The sequence below is a fragment of the Sphingomonas sp. genome, from assembly GCF_035714405.1.
Taxonomy (GTDB): Bacteria; Pseudomonadota; Alphaproteobacteria; order Sphingomonadales; family Sphingomonadaceae; genus Sphingomonas.
This window is the reverse complement of record NZ_DASTMA010000006.1, coordinates 129,292-144,964: the sequence shown is the minus strand read 5'-3', so window position 1 is coordinate 144,964 and position 15,673 is coordinate 129,292. Positions and strand designations below refer to the sequence as shown.

The window sequence follows — 15,673 nt, the reverse complement described above, 5'->3', positions numbered from 1 at the left end:
GTGTGGAGCGATGTGTCGCTCCGTGCCCACATACGCCGAATTGCGCGCGGGCGGATGCGACAAGGGCGCCCGAAGGCGCCCTTGCGAATTACTTGCGAAGCCCGAGCTTCGCGATGAGGTCGAGGTAGCGCTGCCCCTCCGTCTTGCGGAGATAGTCGAGCAGCGAGCGCCGCTTGTTGACCATCATCAGCAGGCCGCGGCGCGAATGATTGTCCTTCGCATGGCCTTTGAAATGCTCGGTCAGGTTGCGGATGCGCTCGGTCAGGATCGCGACCTGGACTTCGGGGGAGCCGGTGTCGCCCTCGGCGCGACCATGTTCCTTGATCAGCGCGTCCTTGCGCTCGGCGGTAATCGTCATGCGTTACGTCCTCGACATCGAGTTACAGGTTGAAACCCCGGACCACGCGGACCTGCCCGTCGATGATCTCGACCAATGCCTGGGGCACATCGTCGAGGGTCGCGAGGGTCACGCCATCAAGGGCATCGATCCCGACCAGCACGCGCCCCTGACGGAGCGCCCCTGCCTGGTCGAGACTAAGCGGAAGAGCCGGGATGTCGTCCAGCCCTGCGCCGAGCGGCAGGAGGTGGTGTTCAAGGCTGCGCGCCTTACCCGCTTGGCTCAGAATGTCCAGCGATATCGCCGACGCAAGGGTAAATGGGCCGGCCTTGGTGCGGCGGAGCATGGTGACATGCCCGACCGCTCCGAGTGCGCGCGCAATATCCCGGGCAAGGCTGCGGATGTAGGTGCCCTTGGAGACATGCGCGGTGAGCGTGACCTCTTCCAGAACCTCCCCGGCACGGGGAGGGGGACCGTCCGGCGCAGCCGGATGGTGGAGGGGCTTCTCCGCAGAGGATTGCTCTTGCGGCCCGGCCCCTCCACCCCCGCTTTCAGCGGCGGTCCCCCTCCCCGTGGCGGGGAGGATCGCAAGCGAATGCACCGTCACGCTGCGCGTCGCGAGCACCACCTCCTCGCCGGCTCGCGCCAGGTCGTACGCCCGCACGCCATCTACCTTCAGTGCCGAATAAACGGGCGGCACCTGCTCGATCGCGCCGGTGAAGCGCGGCAGCACCGCCTCGATACCCGCGAGCGTCGGCCGCACCTCGCTGGCGGCGACAACCTTGCCCTCCAGATCGAGCGTATCCGTCTCCGCCCCGAACCGGATCGTGAACGCGTACACCTTGTCCCCGTCGAGCAACCGCCCCGCCAGCTTGGTCGCCTCCCCCAACGCGATCGGCAGCACGCCGGTCGCCAGTGGATCGAGCGTCCCGCCATGTCCGACCTTGACCTTGGCATAACCGCCGTCGCGAAGCGCCCGCTTGACCGCGGCGACACCCTGCGTGGACCCCAGCCCGAGCGGCTTGTCGACGATCAGCCAGCCATGCACCGCTACTTGCGTCGGAAGATGCAGTCGAATTCCAACGCGCTCACCCCGTCATGGTCGGGCGTGTTGGCGCGGAACTGAGCGGGGACGAAGCCGAGCCTGTCGAGCGTGTCGATCGCCTCCGGGAACCGCCAGGCGCCTTCGTACAAGTCGGCGATCGGGAGCTCGATCAGCAGTCCGACGGCGCGCGCCAGCGTCTGGCCGGCGCCTTCCAACACTTCGCGCTCAAAGCCCTGGGTGTCGATCTTGATGAACGGCGCGCGTGCCGGGTCGTCGGCCATGAAGGAGTCGAGGGTTGCGATCGGCACCTCTTCGGTCCGCAATGCCGCCGATCGCGGGTCGAAGGCGACCGCCGTCGGGGTCGCGGAGCGCAGCGAGCTGAACACGTCGAGGTCGGACACGTTGATGCTCGCCGTGCCCGGCTGCGCCCCCAGGGCGGTGCGGGTCGTCCGCCAGCGCGCGTCGGTCGCGGCGGTGCGCGCAAGCTGTGCATGGATCGCCTGGACCGGCTCGAAGGACCAGATGCGTTCTCGATAGCCCAGGTGGCGCAGCTCGCTGGCGAACTGGCCGACATTGCCACCGACATCGACCACCAGATCGACCGCGCGGCTGCGCAGGAACGCCGAGAGCTCGGGCTCGCGCCGGAGCACATAACCACGCTGGCGCAAAGCCGCTTGAACTGCCTTACGCCACATGCCGCATCTCCGTCGGCGGAGCGCTGCCACAGTCGCCGCTCCCCTGCAACGGCTGTCAGTCTAGCGTTGTCCGGAGTGCTTGATTGAAGTGCCGTCTGCACATCGCGACATAGCGGTCATTGCCGCCGATCTCGACCTGACGACCCTCCGCCACCGCGTTGCCGGCGGCGTCGACGCGCAGGTTCATCGTCGCCTTTCGCCCGCATTCGCACACCGACTTGATCTCTATCAGACTGTCGGCGATCGCGAGCAGCCGCGCCGAGCCGGGGAAAAGTTCGCCGCGGAAATCCGTGCGCAGGCCGTATGCGAGGACAGGTACGCTCAGGACATCGGCGACATGCGCGAGCTGATCGACCTGCGCGGCGGACAGGAACTGCGATTCATCCACCAAGACGCAGGCCACAGGTCCGTGCGCCTGCTCTGCCGCAACCGTCTGAACGATATCCGTGCCGACGTCGAACGGCGTCGCCGCCGCGCTCAGGCCGATGCGGGAGTCGATCACCCCCGCCCCGCCACGGTCGTGGACGCCGGCGGTGAACAGCATCGTCCGCATCCCCCGCTCACGATAGTTGAAGTCGGCCTGCAACAGGTTGGTCGACTTCCCCGCGTTCATCGAGGCGTAGTAGAAATAGAGCTTGGCCATCAGACGATATGCTCGATGCCGACAGGTGAGGCGGAGCCTGCCTGTCGCTTCAGCTTGGCGTCGAAGGTGCAGAATGTAGCGGCATTGCCGCTTGCGGAGATCAGATGGACAACATCCGCCCAGTCGGCGCCGGCTCGCAACCGATCGACGGCCCACCGCAACCCGGCACCATCGGCGGTATTGATCGTCTCGAGCTCGAGCAAGGCTTCCAACATGTCCGCAAGCGTTTGGCGCTGAAGATTGAGCTGCTTGCCCATGACCCAGCCCAGCTCGAGCCAGACAGATGTGGTTACCCAGACTGGCTTCGCCAGCACCGTTTCGGCCAGCCGCGCCTGCTCGTCATCGTCGCGAAGCAGAAAGCGGGCGAGGACGTTAGTGTCCACCGCCTTCAAGGCTGATCGTCTCCTTCGGCGTTCCAGCTGAGCTGATCGAGCGGCACGGGCGGACCCTGGTGAACGTAAATCTTGCGCAACCGCGCGACCGCCTCTTCGACGGTCAGCGTCTTGCGAGGGCCCCGAGGCCGCAGCAGCACGCCGGTGCCGGCGTCAACGACCTCCAGGTCTGTACCTGCCGGCCAGTCCTTCAATTCACGCATCGCTTTCGGCAGGACGATCTGCCCTTTGCCCGAGAGCTTCGTGTACATGTTCATGCAGGTAAGATGCGTCTTACCTGGCGAGCTGTCAATCCTGGCTCAAGTCGCGCGCCACCTCTGGCTTGCGCAGCAGCTGGTCGATCCGCGTGCCCTCGTCGAAGCTCTCGTCCGGCAGGAACTTCAGTTTGGCCGCGTATTTGGTCTGCACCCGGTGCGCGACCTCGCGCTGGAAGAAGGCTGTGTTGGTGCGCAATGCCTTCAGCACCACGTCCTCATCCTTGCCCAGCAGCGGCTTCACGAACACCGTCGCGTGGCGCAGGTCCGGCGACATGCGTACCTCCGTCACCGACACGAGATGCTTGGCTAAGGTATCGTCATGCACCTCGCCGCGCTGGAGCAGCTCGGACAGGATATGCCGCACCTGCTCGCCGACGCGGAGCAGGCGGACGGAGCGGGTCTCTGGAGTGGCGTCGCTCTTCATCATCTTCCCTCCCGCTTGTGGGAGGGGCCGGGGGTGGGCCCACGGCCAGCCAAATACGGGAACGGTGACCGGGGAGCCCACTCCCCAGCCCCCTCCCGCAAGCGGGAGGGGGAGCGGATCACAGCGTCCGCTCGCGCATCTCGACCTCGAATGTCTCCAGGACGTCGCCCGGCTTGATGTCCGTGAAGTTCTGCGTGAACGTCACACCGCATTCCAGCCCGGCGCGAACCTCCGCCACATCGTCCTTGAACCGCCTGAGCGACGCGATCTCGCCCTGATAGATGATGACGTCCGCCCGCGTGATGCGCGCCTTCAGCGCCTTGCGGATGATGCCCTCCGTGACCAGCAGACCGGCGGCCTTGCCGATCTTGCCCGCGGAGAAGACCTCGCGGATCTCCGCGCGGCCCACGACCGTCTCGAACGCCTCCGGCCCGAGCTCGCCCGCCATGCCGGCGCGGATCTCGTCGACCAGGTCATAGATGACGTCGTAATATTTCAACGCCACCTTCTGCCGCTCGGCGATTTCGCGTGCCTTGGCATTGGCGCGGACGTTGAAGCCGATGATCGGCGCCCCCGATGCCGCCGCCAGTGTCACGTCGCTTTCGGTGATGCCGCCGACGCCCGAATGCAGGATGCGCGCGCGGATCAGGTCGGTGGAGATCTTGTTGATCGACCCGACGATCGCCTCGATCGTCCCCTGCGTGTCCGCCTTGACGACCAGCGGATATTCGATCGCCTGCTTGTCCTTGAGCGCGGAGAACATGCTCTCCAGGCTGGCGGGCGCGTTGGTGGTACGCTTGTTCTGGATGACGCCGGCGCGATAGGCAGCGACCTCGCGGGCGCGCGCCTCGTTTTCGACCACCTGCAGCGGATCGCCCGCCTGCGGTACGCCCGACAGGCCCAGCACCTCGACGGGCATCGCCGGACCTGCTTCCTTCACCTGGCGACCCTTGTCGTCCATCAGCGCGCGGACCTTGCCGCTCTCTGCGCCGATCACGAACACGTCGCCGACGCGCAGCGTACCGCGGTTGACCAGCACCGTCGCGACCGGGCCGCGGCCCTTGTCCAGCTTTGCCTCGATCACCGTGCCCTCGGCGGAACGGTCGGGATTGGCGCGCAGCTCGAGCAGCTCGGCCTGGAGCTGGATCTTCTCGATCAAGTCCTCCAGTCCGGTCTTCTTGGTCGCGGAGACTTCCACGTCCTGGACCTCGCCGCCCATTGATTCGACCTGCACGTCCTCGGACAACAGGCGCTCGCGGACGCGCTGCGCATTGGCTTCGGGCTTGTCGATCTTGTTTATCGCCACGATCATCGGCTTGCCGCCCGCCTTGGCGTGGGCGATCGCCTCGATCGTCTGCGGCATCAGCCCGTCGTCGGCCGCGACCACCAGCACCACAATGTCGGTGACGTCCGCACCACGCGCGCGCATCTCGGTGAACGCCTCATGCCCGGGCGTGTCGAGGAAAGTGACCTTGGACTTGTCCTTCAGCGTGACCTGATAGGCGCCGATATGCTGGGTGATGCCGCCGGCCTCGCCGCGCACCACGTCGGTGCCGCGCAGCGCGTCGAGCAGGCTGGTCTTGCCGTGATCGACATGGCCCATGATCGTGACCACCGGCGGCCGCGCGACCATCGTCTCGGGCGCGTCGTCGGTCGTGTCGTTCCGCAGGTCGATGTCGGACGCGGAGACGCGGCTGATGTTGTGGCCGAACTCGGTCACCAGCAGCTCGGCGGTGTCCTGGTCGATCGTCTGCGTCATGGTGACGGGCATGCCCATCTTGAACAGCGTCTTGACCAGGTCGGCGCCCTTTTCCGCCATGCGGTTGGCGAGCTCCTGGACGGTGATCGCCTCCGGCACCTGGACGTCGCGGACCTGCTTGGCTTGTGCCTCGCGCGGGCCGAAGTGGCGCTTCTCCTTCTCACGCGCACGCTTGAGCGCGGCGAGCGAGCGTGAACGCGCGCCGTCTTCGCCGAGCGCACGGTTGACGGTCAGCTTGCCGCCACGGCGCTCATCGCCCTTGCGATCGCGCTGCTGCGGACGAGCCGCCGGCGCGCCGGCGCGCGGCGTCGCGGCGCCGGGGCCGAAAGCGCGCGCACCTGCTGCCTGACCGGCTGGAGCCGGCGCGGCGGGGGCCGGAGCCGGTGCCGCTACCGGCTCGGGCTTGGGCTGCGGCTTGGGGATGTCCGGGCGCGCCACGGGCGAGAAGCGGCGGGGCGCCGGCATCGCCGGATCACGCGCCAGCGCGGTGAGGGGCGGCGGCGGGGGAGGCGGCGGCGGTGGGGCCGCGGCCTCCGCGGCGCGCACCACTTCGGGCTCCGGCCGCGGCGTGGGGGCGGGCTCCGGCTCCGGCGCAGCTTCGACCGGCGCCGGTGTAGTGGCCGGCGACGGCGCGACGGGCGCGGGAGGGGGCGTTGCGGCCTCCTGTTCGGCCCGGGTGCGCTCCTCGGCGCGGCGGCGCTCGTCCTCGGCGGCGCGCTCGCGCTCGCCGATCTCACGGCGGCGGCTGTCCTCCAGTGAGTGCATCCGCTGCTCTTCGGCGTCGCGCAACAGACGCGCCTGACGCTCCTGTGCGGTTTCGCCGGCGGGCGCGCGGGGCGCGACGGGCTCGGGCGCACGGGCGACCGGCGCCGCCACCGGCTCGGGCACGGCGACCGGGGCGGCGGGCTGGCCGCCGCCGGGGCCGAGGATACGGCGGCGCTTCACCTCGACCTCGACCGTGTTGGTGCGGCCGTGGCTGAAGCTCTGCTTGACCTTGCCCACCTCCACGGTGCGCTTCAGCCCCAGGGGCGCGCGCATGCCGAGCTTGGGCTTGTCGTTGTCGGTCTCGCTCACTCAGATTCCTCGTTCAATACCACGGCCGGCAGGCTCCGGCGAAACGCCGGGTGCCGATGCGCCTTGCGAGGCCGTTCCGCAAGGCAAAGGCAGGGGTTGGGTTCCCATCAAAGTTTCACTTCGACAGGCCCGTCGGGGCCGATGAAGTGCAGCCAGCGGTCGAGCGCCTCGCTCACCCGCCCTGCCGCAGCACGGTCGGTCACGCCGATATGTACCACGTTTTCGCGCCCCAGCGCCACCGACAATATGGAGCGCGACACCGGCAATGTTAAGCCCTTGCGCCCCGTGCCCTCCTCGTCGCGGCCCACGCGCCACGCCTGGGCGAGCTTGCCCGTGCCATCGGCGCCGGCATCGGCGGCATGGTAGAGGCCGTGGAGCTGCCCCGACCGCGCCGCCGCCTCGATCCGCTCCGACCCGGTCAGCACGGTGCCGGCGCGCGCCTCCAGCCCCAGCCGATCGAGCGCATTGCGCTCCAGCGCGCTCGCGATCTTCGCCGGCAGCTCGGGCGTCAGAGTGAAGGCGGCGCCCTTGAACGCCCGCGATAACGTCCCCTTCAGCTTGCCCTTGGCGAGCGCGGTCGCCAGCTCCGCCCGCGTCACGCCGATCCACGCGCCCCGTCCCGGCGCCTTGGCGCGCACGTCGGGCAGGATTTCGCCATCCGGGGACAGCGCCAGGCGCACAAGGTAGTCGCGCGAGTCCCGCTCGCGCGTCAGGATGCACGAGCGGGGATTCTCCTCCCGCTTGCGGGAGGGGTTAGGGGAGGGAATGTCACCATGCGTCGGGAGAGCCGACAAGCCCTCCCCCAGCCCCTCCCGCAAGCGGGAGGGGAGCTCGCGAGCTCCTACCGCCTCATTGTCCGGATTCCGCATCAGCGTCCTCCGGAGCCGGAGCAGCTTCATCCTCGAACCAATGCGCGCGCGCGGCCATGATGATCTCGTTGCCCTGCTCGTCGCTCAGGCCATAGTCGGACAGGATGCCACCCTTTGGCTCGGGCCGCTTGGGTGCGTCCTCGTTGCGGCGGCGCGGCTCGACCCGCTTCTTCTCGACCAACTCGTCGGTAGCGAGGTCGGCGAGGTCGTCCAGCGTCTTGATCCCCGCCTTGCCCAGCGTGACCAGCATCGCCTCGGTCAGATACGGCATCTCGGCCAGCGCATCGTCGACGCCAAGCGCCCGGCGCTCCTCGCGCGCCGCCTCGTTGCGCCGCTCCAGCGCTTCCTGCGCACGGCTCTGCAGCTCGTCGGCGAGCTCCTCCAGGCCCTCGATGCCCGCGATCTCGTCCGGCTCGACATAGGCGACCTCCTCGAGCGACGAGAAGCCCTCGGCGACCAGCAGCTGCGCCAGCGTCTCGTCGACATCGAGCTCGTTCTGGAAGGTCTCGGTGTTGGTGGTGAACTCGCGCTGCCGCTTCTCGCTCGCGTCGGCTTCCGTCAGGATGTCGATCGCCTTGCCGGTCAGCTGGCTGGCGAGGCGGACGTTCTGCCCGCGCCGGCCGATCGCGAGGCTGAGCTGGTCGTCGGGCACCACCACCTCGATCCGGTCCTCTTCCTCGTCGATCACGACGCGGCTGACGCTCGCCGGCTGCAGCGCGTTGACGACGAAGGTCGCGGTGTCCTCGGACCAGGGAATGATGTCGATCTTCTCGCCCTGCATCTCCTGCACCACCGCCTGGACACGGCTGCCCTTCATGCCGACGCAGGCGCCGACCGGGTCGATGCTCGAATCGCGGCTGATGACGCCGATCTTGGCGCGGCTGCCGGGGTCACGCGCGGCGGCCATGATGGTGATGATGCCGTCATAGATTTCCGGCACCTCCTGCGCGAACAGCTTCTTCATGAAGTCGGGATGCGCGCGGCTGAGGAAGATCTGGGGCCCGCGATTCTCACGCACCACCTTCAGGATCAGGCTGCGGATGCGGTCGTTGACGCGCACCACTTCGCGCGGGATCTGCGCGTCGCGGCGGATGACGCCCTCGGCGCGGCCCAGGTCGACGACGACATGGCCGAACTCGACCCGCTTGACGACGCCGGTGATGATTTCGCCGGCGCGGTCCTTGTACTCCTCGTACTGGCGCTCGCGTTCGGCGTCGCGAACCTTCTGGAAGATGACCTGCTTGGCCGCTTGCGCGGCGATGCGGCCGAACTCGATGGGAGGCAGGGGATCGACGATATAGTCGCCCACCGACGCGCCCGGCTGCAGCTTCTCCGCGCCCTTGAGGTCGACCTGGGTGAAATAGTTGTCGACCGCCTCGACCACCTCGACGACGCGCCACAGGCGCAGATCGCCGCTGGTGATGTCCAGCTTCGCGCGGATATCGTTCTCGGCACCGTAGCGGGCCTTGGCGGCGCGCTGGATCGCGTCCTCCATCGCCTCGACGACGATCGCCTTGTCGATCATCTTCTCGGCCGCGACCGAGTTGGCGATCGCGATCAGTTCCGCGCGGTTGGCGGTGGCGCCCGAAGGTGCGGTGGCAACGGCCATCAGTTCAGTTCCTCTTGCTCGGCGTCTTCGGCCGGTTCGTCTTTCCCGTCCGCGTCCGCGGACACTCCAAACTCATCCGCGTCTGCGGACATCTCGAATACCTCGTCAGCGCCCTCGATGGAGAGCGGTGCGGTGGCCGCAAGCAGCCGGTCGGTGAATACCAGCTTGGCGTCCTCGATCCTGTCGAACGGCAGCATCGACACAGTGCCCGCCGCCGAGCGGAGCATCACGAGCCCGTTCTTCTCCTCGACACCGGCGAGGTCGCCCTTGAAGGTGCGTTGCCCGTCGAGCTTCTCGGCCAGCGTCACCCGCGCCTCGTGCCCGGTCCAGTCCGCGTAATCCTTGAGGCGGGTGAGCGGACGATCGATGCCGGGCGACGAAACCTCGAGTCGGTAGGCGTCCTCGATCGGATCGCGGCCCTCCGCCTCCAGCGCGTCGAGCCGGTCGGAGATGCGGCGCGACAACTCCGCGCAATCGTCGATCGTCAGCTGGCGCGTGTCCGGCCGCTCCGCCATCACCTGCAGGGTGCGCTCGTCGCCACGTCCGAACAGCTTCACGCGCACGAGATCGAAGCCGAGCGCACGGGCTTCGGGCTCGATCAGGCGGGACAGGGCGACGTCGTCCGTCAACAGGGTCTTTCAGATGCAGGTCTTGGGCGCCGCGGAGCCAGCCCCGCAGCCTCTTTTCACCTGACGATGTAAGAGAGTGAGCGCGATATAGGCGAGAGCGGGGCGGGGAGCAAGCTACTCGTGAAGCGTCGTGGGGACCCAGGCACCACCCCCGCGAAGGCGGGGGCTCAGTTGCGATCCGCTCATGGAAGCGCGATGCGCGGGTACAGATCCTGCCAGTCCGGGTTCAAGCCCTCGCTTTCACGCAGCTTCCAAGCCCGGTTCCATCTCTTCATCTGCCGTTCGCGCGGGCCGAGCCGGCTCCCAGTCGCCCGCCCACTCGTACCAGACCAGCAGTTTGCACCCGTGTTGCCGCGTGAAGCCGGGCACCACCCCATGGCGATGCTCCCACACGCGGCGCGGCAGATCGACGGCGGCGCCGATGTAGATTGTTCCGTTTCGCTGGCTTGCCATGATGTAAACGCAGGCATGTTCTCCCACCTTGAGCGCTCCGCAACTGGGCCCCCGCCTTCACGGGGGTGGAGGTCGGGCCTACATCGTCCTACGTTGCCCAACCACCGGTCCGCCCCATAGTTGAAGGAGCTCCCTTGCGCCACCTGACCCTCTCCGCCTTGGCGCTCGCCGCCTGCACCAGCGCCCAGCAACCCGCCGGCCAGCCACCGGGCCAGAGTCGGGCGGGGGAGCACGCGCCGACGGCCGCCGCCCGGCCCTTCGCGGTCTCGCCAGTCGCCGACTTCGACGCACCATGGGCGATGACCTTCCTGCCCGACGGCCGCATGCTGGTGACCGAGAAGGACGGGCGGCTGCTGCTCGTTTCCGCCGATGGCGCGACCCGCAGCACGGCGGCGACGCTGCCGGTCGACAGCGCCGGGCAGGGTGGCCTGCACGATGTGGTCCTCGCGCCGGACTTCGCGCGCAGCCGCCGGGTCTATCTGTCCTGGTCGGAGGCAGGGGCGGGCGGCAAGGGCATCGTGCTCGCGCGTGGTACGCTGACGGGTGCCGCCGGCGCGGAGCGGCTGGAGGGCGTCGCCGTGCTGTTCCGTGCGCGTCCGTTCGTGGCAGGCGACGGCCACTACTCCGGCCGCATTGCCTTCGCACCCGATGGCAAGCACCTGTTCTTCACCAATGGCGAGCGCCAGAAGTTCACGCCGGCACAGGACAAGGCGGCGACGCTCGGCAAGGTGCTGCGCCTGACGCTGGACGGCAAGCCCGCGCCCGGCAATCCGCTGGCCAAGCAGGGTTTCGCGCCGGAGGTCTGGAGCTATGGCCACCGCAACCTGCTCGGCATCGCCTTCGACGGGGCTGGCAATCTGTGGGAGCAGGAGATGGGCCCCAAGGGCGGCGACGAGCTCAACCTGATCCTGCCCGGCCGCAACTATGGCTACCCGCTGGTATCGGACGGCGACCATTATGACGGTCGCGACATTCCCGACCACGCCACCCGCCCGGACCTGGAGAAGTACAAGGTCAACTGGACGCCGGTGATCTCGCCGGGTGGACTGATGATCTACTCGGGCAACCTCTTTCCGGCCTGGAAAGGAGACGCGTTCATCGGCGGTTTATCGTCGCAGGCGTTGGTACGCGTCGATCTGAACGGCACGACGGCGAGGAAGGGCGACCAATGGCCAATGGGCGCGCGTATCCGCGAGGTGGAGCAGGGCCCCGACGGCGCGATCTGGGTGCTGGAGGACGGCGGACGCGGTTCGCAGGGGCGGCTGCTCAGGCTTACACCGCCAGCCTAGCGCTCGCGCTGCTGCTGACGGGCTGCGGCGGCGAGGACGGCGGTGGCGTGCCGCCGATATCGTCGCCAAGCCCGACGCCGACCACGACGCCCAGTCCGGCGCCGAGCAGTACGCCAAGTCCCACCCCCGTCACCTCGGCGGTGACGCGCACCCCGGTGGCGACGCTGAGCAACCCTTGGGCGATGGTGTTCCTGCCCGACGGACGCCTGCTGGTGACCGAGCGCGGCGGCGCGCTGCGGATTGTCACGACCGCCGGCGCTGTCTCGGCGCCGGTGGCGGGCGTGCCGGCCGTGGTCTTCGCGGGTCAGGGCGGGCTGCTGGACGTGGCCCTGGATCCCGGCTTCGCGACCAACCGTCGAGTCTATCTGAGCTTCTCCGAGGCGGGTAACGGCGGCAGCGGCTTGGCGGTCGCGCGCGGCACGCTGACCCTCGACGGCGGCGGCGGGCGGCTCGACGGGGTACAGACCGTCTGGCGCGCGGTGCCCAAGGTCACCGACACGCGGCACTTCGGCGGTCGGATGGCGTTCGGGCCGGACGGCATGCTTTATGTGACCTCGGGTGAGCGCCATCTTGGCTCGCCGGCGCAGAGCACCGCGCAAACGCTGGGCAAGATCGTCCGCATTCCGCCCGACGGTGTGCTGCCCGCAGTCGCCGACCCGCGGCCGGAAATCTTCACGCTCGGCCACCGCAATCCCTATGGTCTCGTCTTCGCGACCGATGGTCGGCTGTTCTCCAGCGAGATGGGACCGGAGGGCGGCGACGAGTTCAACCTGATCACGAGCGGACGAAACTATGGCTGGCGGATCGTGTCGGAGGGCAATGACGGCGAGGTGCTGCCGCGCCATGCGACCCGCCCCGAGTTCGCGCCGCCGCTGGTCAGCTGGACGCCGGTGATCGCGCCCGGCGGCATGATCCAGTACACCGGCACGCGTTTCTCGGGCTGGCAAGGCGATTTCATCCTCGCCGGCCTCGTTCAGCAGGGCGTCGTCCGCGTCCGCGTGACCGGCTCGACCGCAACCGAAGCAGCCCGCATCGCGCTCGGCGCCCGCATCCGCGAGGTCGAGCAGGGCCCGGACGGCGCGATCTGGGTGCTGGAAGACGGCGGTTCCGGGCGGCTGGTGCGGCTCGACCCCGCGTGACGGGCGCTCGCGGCGTCATCGCGATGCGGATCAATCCCTGCCTGGTCGCGATCACGCTGGCCCTGGCAGCAGCGCCGGCCCACGCCTGTCCGATGTACCTTCCTCAGCAACTCGCCGATGTGCGGTATGCGCAGACCGTCGTGGTGGGACGCATCACCGACTACCGGCTGGTGCTCGATCCGGGCGCACGGCGGCGCTGGCGGGAGCACGTCGCCTTGCAGCGCCGGCGTGATCCGAATTACGTCGATACGATCAAACCCTCCGGCTTCATCACCGACTACGCCCGGTTCACGATCATCGTCGACGCGCTGCTGTCCGGCCGCGCCGGCCGGCGGATCGACGTTACCTGGGACGCCTCAACCTTCAGCGAACCCGAGCAGATGGCACCAGGCCAGTATCTGATCGCCCTGCGCGATCCCCGCGGATCCTTGCCGCCGCTGCGCGGTCCCAGCGGTTATGTCGCACCGGGCCCGGGCCCAAAGGCGCCGACGGTGCTGCAGGCGCCGTGTTCGGGCGCTTTCATTTTTCCGGCCGGGAGCGCAGATGCCGCCCGCGTGCGCGCGTTGTTGCGCCGGCCTCAGTCCCGCACGATCAGATAGTTCATCCGCGCGCGGGCGATCGGCTTTGCGCGGTCGTCCTGCCAGGCGGTGGCATCGACATTGGCGACGCGGGTGCCCAGCCGCTCCACCACCGCGGCCGCGCGCGTCGGCTTGTCGCGGCCGCCGCGCATGAAGTCGACGGTGACGTTGACCGGCTTGATCCGGCCGCCCCCCTCGTCCTCCAGCGCGTGGCGCAGCGCGACGATCGCCGCCATCTCGAGCAGTCCCGTGATCGCCCCGCCATGCAGAAAGCCCGGTCTGCCGAGCACGGGATCAGCAAAGGGCATCACCAGCAGCGGCGGTCCGCTGGCCTGCGGCTCCTGCTCCAGCCCCAGGGTGCGGGCATAGGGCGGCAATTCCGTCATGCGTCGACGTTCATGAAGGTGCCCGCGACATGCGCGATCGGGTCGTCCGGGTCGCCGTCATGCGCGGTGCCGCGGATGAAGGAGATGGCGCGGGTCAGCCGATAGCATTCGCCCCGCCCGATCACCGTCCGGCTCGGAGTGGCGGGGCGGAGATAGTCGACCCGCAGGTCGAGCGTCGCATGCGGCACGAACGCGCCCTTTTTCTGCCAGACGGAGAAACTGGTCGCCATGTCCATCAGTGTGATGATCGGCCCCGATGCGAGCACCCCATGCTCCGGATCGCCGACCAGATCGGCATGCCACGGCAGCGCCAGTTCGACCCAATCCAACCCATGCGCATAATAGCCGATGCCCAGCCGTCCGCCATGGCCGCCGAAGCCGCGGGCGGTGAACCGCTTGACGTCGAAGGGGTCGGCCATGCGCTGGGTCACTACACGCGGCGGCCCCCGCCCGGCAAACATTGCAGCATTGTAACTAAGCCCCGCTCCCGTGCGCCCCTAGCCATAGCGTAACGAAACGGGGAAGCCATTGATGCCTATGGATTGCTGCGATGCCGCAACGCGACCCCGCTCTCGACGAAAGCCGGTCCGAAACGGAGCTTGATGGCGGCCGGCCGTGGCGGGGCAGCGATACAAGGCGGGGGTGCTTCCGGTGCTGCTCCTCGGCGTCGACCGCCCCGCGCTGATCGGGCTGTTGGCGGCGCGTGGCTTGGTAGCGAAGTCGTCGGGCGCGGCCTTCTCCGCCGCGTTGGTCAGCGAAGATCACGACCGGCCGCTGTGTCCGGCGATCGTCGAGGCGAAGCATGCGGGCCGCGCCGGTCGGCTGCTTGACGAGGGCGCCGACGACGTGGTGCTTGCGACCGATCCCGACAGCCTGGTCGTCGCTCGACTGTCGGCGCTGGTCCGTCGGACCCATGCCGGTCTGGTGCAGGTCGGCGACATCGCCATCGACACGCTCGACCGCCGGGTGACGTGCGGTGGCCATCCGATGACGCTGCTGCCACGCGAATACTCGCTGCTCCTCTATCTCGCGCGACATGCCGGCATCGTGGTCGATCATGCAACGCTGCACAGCGCGATCTGGGGGCGCGGCTTCGACCCCGGCACCAACGTCATCGCCGTTCACGTCTCGCGGCTGCGGGCAAAGCTCGTCAGCGGCGGGGTGACGGTGATCACCGAGCGCGGGCGCGGCTACCGGCTCGTCGTTGCGGGCGGCGGCGCGGCGGGGTAACGCTCCTGCAAAGGAGAGCCTGATGTCCGACCGGGTCACCACCGTCCTTAAGGGCGGCATCGCCGATGTCCGCCTGGCGCGCCCCGACAAGATGAACGCGCTCGATCCCGCGATGTTCGAAGGCATCGGCGCCGCCATCGACGCTTTGGCGGAGCGCACCGACGTGCGCTGCGTCGTGCTGTCGGGTGAGGGCCGCGCCTTTTGCGCCGGGCTGGACATGGCCAGCATGCAGGCCGGCCGCAGCGGGACGGGCCGCGAGCGCAATGCGCAGGGCGCGATCTTGCCGCAGCACGTCACCTGGGGCTGGCGCAACCTGCCCATGCCGGTCATCGCCGCGGTCCACGGCGTCGCGTTCGGCGGCGGCTTCCAGATCATGTCGGGCGCCGACATCCGCATCGCCGCGCCGAACGCGCGCTTCGCCATCCGCGAGACCTATTGGGGCCTCGTCCCCGACATGGCCGGCTTTCCGATCTGGCGCGGGCTGGTGCGCGACGACGTGCTGCGCGAGCTGACCTACACCGCGCGCGAGTTCGACGCGGCCGAAGCGCTCCACCACGGCTTCGTCACCCGCATCGCCGACGATCCCCACGCCGCCGCGATGGAGCTCGCGCGCCAGATCGCCGCCAGGAGCCCGCACGCGATCCGCGGCGCCAAGCGGCTGTGCAACATGGCGCACGACGCCGACCCGCTGACGATGCTCCAGGCCGAGACCGACGAGCAGATCAAGGTGATCGGCAAGCCCAACATGATGGAACAGGTCCGCGCCAACATGGAGAAGCGCGCGGCGGTGTTTCAGGACTGAGGGGGAAAGACGGGCTCCGGCGCCCATCTTTCCCGGCGAAGGCCGGGGCCCAGTTGCGCAGGT

Annotated in this window: 19 protein-coding genes and 1 pseudogene; 5 read left to right on the top strand and 15 right to left on the bottom strand. The window is 68.7% G+C overall.

Annotated elements, in window-relative coordinates; translation table 11 throughout:
* Positions 1-88 precede the first annotated feature (88 nt).
* From rpsO to VFQ64_RS01865, 12 genes and pseudogenes are all read right to left on the bottom strand, one after another.
* Positions 89-358 carry a 30S ribosomal protein S15 gene (gene rpsO, locus VFQ64_RS01920; protein ID WP_325101607.1) on the bottom strand — a complete coding sequence of 90 codons (270 nt, stop codon included), beginning with the start codon at positions 356-358 and terminating at the stop codon, positions 89-91.
* Positions 359-380: 22 nt separating this feature from the next.
* Positions 381-1,385, bottom strand: coding sequence for a tRNA pseudouridine(55) synthase TruB (gene truB / locus VFQ64_RS01915; RefSeq protein ID WP_325101606.1), 1,005 nt, complete (start codon positions 1,383-1,385; stop codon positions 381-383).
* 2 nt (positions 1,386-1,387) lie between these two features.
* Positions 1,388-2,077: an FkbM family methyltransferase gene (locus VFQ64_RS01910; RefSeq protein ID WP_325101605.1), complete on the bottom strand. Its 690-nt coding sequence runs from the start codon at positions 2,075-2,077 to the stop codon at positions 1,388-1,390.
* Between the two features lie 55 nt (positions 2,078-2,132).
* Positions 2,133-2,720: a thymidine kinase gene (locus tag VFQ64_RS01905; RefSeq protein WP_325101604.1), complete on the bottom strand. Its 588-nt coding sequence runs from the start codon at positions 2,718-2,720 to the stop codon at positions 2,133-2,135.
* Positions 2,720-3,103 carry a type II toxin-antitoxin system VapC family toxin gene (locus VFQ64_RS01900; RefSeq protein ID WP_325101603.1) on the bottom strand — a complete coding sequence of 128 codons (384 nt, stop codon included), beginning with the start codon at positions 3,101-3,103 and terminating at the stop codon, positions 2,720-2,722. Before VFQ64_RS01900 ends, VFQ64_RS01905 begins: the two co-directional genes overlap by 1 nt.
* Before the next feature lie 5 nt (positions 3,104-3,108).
* Positions 3,109-3,369 (bottom strand): AbrB/MazE/SpoVT family DNA-binding domain-containing protein, encoded by a 261-nt coding sequence (locus VFQ64_RS01895; protein ID WP_325101602.1) that lies wholly within the window; start codon positions 3,367-3,369, stop codon positions 3,109-3,111.
* Positions 3,370-3,400: 31 nt separating this feature from the next.
* A complete protein-coding gene (gene rbfA / locus VFQ64_RS01890; RefSeq protein ID WP_325101667.1) occupies positions 3,401-3,793 on the bottom strand; it encodes a 30S ribosome-binding factor RbfA in 393 nt (130 codons plus the stop codon).
* A 118-nt stretch (positions 3,794-3,911) separates the two neighbouring features.
* The gene (infB, locus tag VFQ64_RS01885; protein WP_325101601.1) at positions 3,912-6,626 is read right to left on the bottom strand and encodes a translation initiation factor IF-2; all 2,715 of its coding nucleotides are present in this window, start codon (positions 6,624-6,626) and stop codon (positions 3,912-3,914) included.
* Between the two features lie 107 nt (positions 6,627-6,733).
* Positions 6,734-7,306 carry a DUF448 domain-containing protein gene (locus tag VFQ64_RS01880; protein ID WP_325101600.1) on the bottom strand — a complete coding sequence of 191 codons (573 nt, stop codon included), beginning with the start codon at positions 7,304-7,306 and terminating at the stop codon, positions 6,734-6,736.
* Positions 7,307-7,475: 169 nt separating this feature from the next.
* Positions 7,476-9,104, bottom strand: a complete 1,629-nt coding sequence (gene nusA, locus VFQ64_RS01875; protein WP_325101599.1) for a transcription termination factor NusA — start codon at positions 9,102-9,104, stop codon at positions 7,476-7,478.
* Entirely contained in the window at positions 9,104-9,733 is a 630-nt protein-coding gene (gene rimP / locus VFQ64_RS01870) for a ribosome maturation protein RimP (RefSeq protein WP_325101598.1), read from the bottom strand. Before rimP ends, nusA begins: the two co-directional genes overlap by 1 nt.
* A 182-nt stretch (positions 9,734-9,915) precedes the next feature.
* A pseudogene (locus VFQ64_RS01865) lies at positions 9,916-10,186 on the bottom strand (GIY-YIG nuclease family protein).
* Positions 10,187-10,320: 134 nt separating this feature from the next.
* Here VFQ64_RS01865 and VFQ64_RS01860 point away from each other — a divergent pair.
* Complete coding sequence (locus tag VFQ64_RS01860; RefSeq protein WP_325101597.1) at positions 10,321-11,475, top strand: PQQ-dependent sugar dehydrogenase; 1,155 nt, start codon at positions 10,321-10,323, stop codon at positions 11,473-11,475.
* Here the strand turns inward: VFQ64_RS01860 and VFQ64_RS01855 are convergent.
* Complete coding sequence (locus VFQ64_RS01855) at positions 11,459-11,647, bottom strand: hypothetical protein (RefSeq protein ID WP_325101596.1); 189 nt, start codon at positions 11,645-11,647, stop codon at positions 11,459-11,461. The genes VFQ64_RS01860 and VFQ64_RS01855 overlap by 17 nt on opposite strands.
* Here VFQ64_RS01855 and VFQ64_RS01850 point away from each other — a divergent pair.
* Together VFQ64_RS01850 and VFQ64_RS01845 are read left to right on the top strand one after the other, a co-directional pair.
* The gene (locus VFQ64_RS01850; RefSeq protein WP_325101595.1) at positions 11,631-12,614 is read left to right on the top strand and encodes a PQQ-dependent sugar dehydrogenase; all 984 of its coding nucleotides are present in this window, start codon (positions 11,631-11,633) and stop codon (positions 12,612-12,614) included. The genes VFQ64_RS01855 and VFQ64_RS01850 overlap by 17 nt on opposite strands.
* 23 nt (positions 12,615-12,637) lie before the next feature.
* A complete protein-coding gene (locus VFQ64_RS01845; protein ID WP_325101594.1) occupies positions 12,638-13,213 on the top strand; it encodes a hypothetical protein in 576 nt (191 codons plus the stop codon).
* Here the strand turns inward: VFQ64_RS01845 and VFQ64_RS01840 are convergent.
* Both VFQ64_RS01840 and VFQ64_RS01835 read right to left on the bottom strand, forming a co-directional pair.
* Positions 13,192-13,578 carry a PaaI family thioesterase gene (locus tag VFQ64_RS01840; protein ID WP_325101593.1) on the bottom strand — a complete coding sequence of 129 codons (387 nt, stop codon included), beginning with the start codon at positions 13,576-13,578 and terminating at the stop codon, positions 13,192-13,194. The two genes, VFQ64_RS01845 and VFQ64_RS01840, sit on opposite strands and share 22 nt — an antisense overlap.
* Positions 13,575-13,997, bottom strand: coding sequence for a PaaI family thioesterase (locus VFQ64_RS01835; RefSeq protein ID WP_325101592.1), 423 nt, complete (start codon positions 13,995-13,997; stop codon positions 13,575-13,577). Before VFQ64_RS01835 ends, VFQ64_RS01840 begins: the two co-directional genes overlap by 4 nt.
* 196 nt (positions 13,998-14,193) lie before the next feature.
* On the opposite strand from VFQ64_RS01835, the gene VFQ64_RS01830 reads away from it, so the two are divergent.
* Together VFQ64_RS01830 and VFQ64_RS01825 are read left to right on the top strand one after the other, a co-directional pair.
* The gene (locus VFQ64_RS01830; protein ID WP_325101591.1) at positions 14,194-14,808 is read left to right on the top strand and encodes a response regulator transcription factor; all 615 of its coding nucleotides are present in this window, start codon (positions 14,194-14,196) and stop codon (positions 14,806-14,808) included.
* Positions 14,809-14,830: 22 nt separating this feature from the next.
* Positions 14,831-15,610, top strand: coding sequence for a crotonase/enoyl-CoA hydratase family protein (locus VFQ64_RS01825; RefSeq protein WP_325101590.1), 780 nt, complete (start codon positions 14,831-14,833; stop codon positions 15,608-15,610).
* The last annotated feature ends 63 nt before the right edge of the window (positions 15,611-15,673 follow it).

What these genes read in the sequence shown, in the direction of transcription:
- VFQ64_RS01825 (WP_325101590.1), top strand. Translation starts at nt 14,831, where the DNA reads ATGTCCGACCGGGTCACCACCGTCCTTAAGGGCGGCATCGCCGATGTC.
- VFQ64_RS01835 (WP_325101592.1), bottom strand. Translation starts at nt 13,997, where the DNA reads ATGGCCGACCCCTTCGACGTCAAGCGGTTCACCGCCCGCGGCTTCGGC.
- VFQ64_RS01910 (WP_325101605.1), bottom strand. Translation starts at nt 2,077, where the DNA reads ATGTGGCGTAAGGCAGTTCAAGCGGCTTTGCGCCAGCGTGGTTATGTG.
- rpsO (WP_325101607.1), bottom strand. Translation starts at nt 358, where the DNA reads ATGACGATTACCGCCGAGCGCAAGGACGCGCTGATCAAGGAACATGGT.
- VFQ64_RS01895 (WP_325101602.1), bottom strand. Translation starts at nt 3,369, where the DNA reads ATGAACATGTACACGAAGCTCTCGGGCAAAGGGCAGATCGTCCTGCCG.
- nusA (WP_325101599.1), bottom strand. Translation starts at nt 9,104, where the DNA reads ATGGCCGTTGCCACCGCACCTTCGGGCGCCACCGCCAACCGCGCGGAA.
- VFQ64_RS01840 (WP_325101593.1), bottom strand. Translation starts at nt 13,578, where the DNA reads ATGACGGAATTGCCGCCCTATGCCCGCACCCTGGGGCTGGAGCAGGAG.
- VFQ64_RS01905 (WP_325101604.1), bottom strand. Translation starts at nt 2,720, where the DNA reads ATGGCCAAGCTCTATTTCTACTACGCCTCGATGAACGCGGGGAAGTCG.
- VFQ64_RS01845 (WP_325101594.1), top strand. Translation starts at nt 12,638, where the DNA reads ATGCGGATCAATCCCTGCCTGGTCGCGATCACGCTGGCCCTGGCAGCA.
- rbfA (WP_325101667.1), bottom strand. Translation starts at nt 3,793, where the DNA reads ATGAAGAGCGACGCCACTCCAGAGACCCGCTCCGTCCGCCTGCTCCGC.